We start from the raw sequence: 3,044 nt of genomic DNA, 5'->3' as shown, positions 1-3,044 counted from the left end.
TCGGGTCGTACATCTCGAAGCCGGCGGCCTCGAACCAGGCGCGGTAGGCGGGTGCCTCGTCGGCGCGCTGCGGGTCCCGGAACTGCACGGCCATCGCCCGGCCGTCGATCACGGTGCCGCCGTTGGCGGCGAAGACCATGTCGGGCAGGCCCGGCACCGGAGTGATCTCCTCGACGGTGTGACCCAGGTCCCGGTAGACCTGGCGCAGCCGCTCCCACTGCCGGACGGCGAGGTCGGTGTCGACCGGGGCGGTCGGGTCCATCCACGGGTTGATCGCGTAGTCGACGGCGAAGTACGTCGGCCGGCACATCAGGAAGCGCTGGCGGGTGGCGTCCATCGTCATTGTCCTGCTCCCAGGGGGTCGGGCGCGCCCGGCCACCGTCGGCCCACGGGCTGGCGCCGTTGCTCAACGTTATGCGCCGAAGACCCGCAGGATCCACCGCTGAGCCTTGCATGGGCCGGCTGTTCGTTGCGTCTGATGCCACCCTGGCGTCGATTCCTTGCGCAATCGTCCCGACTGCGCTTTTCCGTGCACCCGGTACCGCTCACCCTGCGTGTTGGCCGCCCTCGGTCAGCCGCATTTCAGATCTTGGACAGTTGCCGTTCCGCGAAAACGGCAACTGTCCAAGATCTCCCCGGTGGTCCCGTTTCTGGGGAGCGGCGGTGTGCGCCCGGCGGTCGGCCGGGGGGCTGCCTAGAGCCGATCGACGAGCTGTGAGTCGAGCCACTCGCGCAGGCGCGCCACCGTGTCGCCGTCGGTGGTCGGCCAGTCGTACTGGCCGGTCATCGCCAACACCCCGACGACCACGGCGCCGAGGCCGAAGACGATTCCCAGCAGCGCGTCGGGCTTGCCGGCCACGTGTCGCCGCCGGGTGGCGATCAGGCCCAGCACGGCGAGCACCGCGCCGGCCGCGCCGAGCCCGATGCCGTACCCGGCGAGGGTCCCGGTGAGGACGAAGAGCAGCCCGGCGACCCCGGCGACCAGGCCGAGAGTGGCCAGCAGACTGGTCCGCGGTCGCGGACCGGCGGGCATCGGCGGTACGTCCGGCACGGATTCCCGGTCGACCGTCGCGTTCGGGTCGCCGGTGACGATGCGTTCGTGGCCGATGGTGCGGTCCGCATCAGCGTCCCGGTCGTGCTCGACCGTGCGCCCCCGCTTGACGGCCGGCTCCGGTGCGGGCGCGGCAGCCCGGGCGCGCCGGAAACCGGCGATGCCGGAGCGGGCCGTGGCCGCCCGGGCGGCTGCCTCTCCCGTGCCGGTCCGGGCGTCGCGCGCGCCGGCCAAGGCCCGGTCGGCGGCGGCACCGCCGGTCTTGTCCCGTCCGGCGGGGACCCGATCGGTGGCCGTCGTGCCGGTCGCCTCAGCCCGGCTGCGGTGCCCCGACCGCCGGTCCGTTTCCTCTTCCGCAGCCGGCCGAGTACCGGGACGGGTGTCGGTGGCCACCGCCCCGGTGCGGTCGGCATCGTTGTCGGCGACCGCCGGAGCCGGTTCCTCCCGGCGTGACAGCGAAGGAAATCTCATAGCTTCACCTCCTGGTCAGGGCGTGGGTGGCCACATCAGCCCCGTATCGCCAGCCACGCGGTAACGCCCCCGGAGGTACCCAGTTGCCACCCAGCTGACACCCGCCGTGAGTTGGTCGATGCCGGAACGGCGGCGACCTTCACACCCGGCTGGTCCGCTGGGGTGCCGCCACCGATCAACCACAGTGGAGCGGCTAGCGCCGGTTGCGGGGCTGCCGCTGGTCGGGATTCCGCTCCTTCTGGTGGCGACGGTCCTGCGGGTCTGGCTGGGCCCGTCGACCCCGTGGGCGGTCAGTGAAGGCGGGGGCGGGTGAGGGTGGCCAGGGCGGAGGTGAGCAGGGCCATCCGGCGCGGGCGGGAGACCAGCACCGGACGGGTGCGTACGCAGCGCGCCAGGATCTCCACCGCCCGGTCTACCGAGATCATCATGGGGCGTACCGGTCCCTTGGCCATCTTGGTGTCCACGAAGCCGAACCGCACGGTGGTCACCTGCACGCCGTGCCCACGCAGCGCCGCCGCCAACCCCATCAGGTACGACGACAACCCGGCCTTGGACCCGGCGTACCCGGGCGCCTCCCTGGAGACCAACCGGTCGGCGAGGCTGGACAGCCCGATGAGGTGCCCGTCACCGGCCGCCACCATCCTCGGCACGACCACCGTCGCCGTGCGTACCGCGCCCATCAGGTTGACCTCGAAGGTACGGGTCTGCGCGTCCAGGTCGGCCAGGTCGACGGGTTCGCCGATGCCGGCGGCGTACACGCAGAGATCCACCCGCCCGAGTTCGTCGACCGCCTTGCCCAGGACGTCGGGGTAGTCCGGCGAGGTCACGTCGACGGTGTGGTGGGCGTACGTCGGGACGGCGATCCCGTTCTCCCGCCGGGACAGCCCGGCGACCCGCCAGCCATCCGCGAGCAGCCGGCGGGTGAACGCCAACCCGATTCCGTCGCTGTTGCCGACCACCACTGCGCAACGCACCGGATCCGCCATGACCGACCGTCCTTATCGAACCGACGTGGTATCCGCCCTACCGGCGGCCCGAGGCGCCATTGAACCAGACCTCGCTGGAACGAATCTGGGAACACGAAGGGCCCCTCCTTTCCGTCGGTCGGCCGGGCCGTCTGACTACGCTTGGCACCCGTGCCAGAGGGACACGCCATCCACCGCCTGGCGGCCCGGCACGCCGAGCTGTTCGCCGGGGACAAGGTGCTCGCCGCCAGCCCGCAGGGCCGGTTCACCGAGGGCGCCGCGCGGCTCGCCGGCTCGGTGCTGGAGAGCACCGAGGCGTACGGCAAGCACCTGCTGCACCACTACGCCGGTGAGCTGATCCTGCACGTCCACCTCGGCCTGTACGGCAAGTTCGCGGATGGCGACGGCGAGCCGCCGGAGCCGGTCGGGCAGATCCGGCTGCGGCTGGCCAGTGATTGGCGCTGGCTTGACCTGCGCGGCCCCACCGCCTGCGAACTGCTCACCCCGCCCGAGGCGGCGGCCCTGCGCGCCCGCCTCGGTGGCGGCCGTACGCCAAC

At 72.3% G+C, this 3,044-nt stretch carries 3 protein-coding genes and 1 pseudogene; 1 reads left to right on the top strand and 3 read right to left on the bottom strand.

Features of this window, described 5'->3' with window-relative positions; all coding sequences use genetic code 11:
• From AB0M52_RS32790 to AB0M52_RS32780, 3 genes and pseudogenes are all read right to left on the bottom strand, one after another.
• Nucleotides 1-337 (bottom strand): annotated as a pseudogene (locus tag AB0M52_RS32790) (amidinotransferase); the annotation flags it as partial.
• A 357-nt stretch (nucleotides 338-694) separates the two neighbouring features.
• Nucleotides 695-1,522 (bottom strand): DUF308 domain-containing protein, encoded by an 828-nt coding sequence (locus AB0M52_RS32785; RefSeq protein ID WP_363961696.1) that lies wholly within the window; start codon nucleotides 1,520-1,522, stop codon nucleotides 695-697.
• Nucleotides 1,523-1,812: 290 nt separating this feature from the next.
• Nucleotides 1,813-2,508 (bottom strand): SDR family oxidoreductase, encoded by a 696-nt coding sequence (locus AB0M52_RS32780; protein WP_363961694.1) that lies wholly within the window; start codon nucleotides 2,506-2,508, stop codon nucleotides 1,813-1,815.
• 150 nt (nucleotides 2,509-2,658) lie between these two features.
• On the opposite strand from AB0M52_RS32780, the gene AB0M52_RS32775 reads away from it, so the two are divergent.
• Nucleotides 2,659-3,044, top strand: a 386-nt coding sequence (locus AB0M52_RS32775; protein WP_363961692.1) for a DNA-formamidopyrimidine glycosylase family protein, incomplete at its 3' end; no start/stop codon positions are given.

It is taken from the genome of Micromonospora sp. NPDC051296 (genome assembly GCF_040682255.1).
Taxonomy (GTDB): domain Bacteria; phylum Actinomycetota; class Actinomycetes; order Mycobacteriales; family Micromonosporaceae; genus Micromonospora; species Micromonospora craterilacus.
Note: the sequence above shows the minus strand (reverse complement) of the source record. Positions and strands in the feature narration are given on the sequence as shown.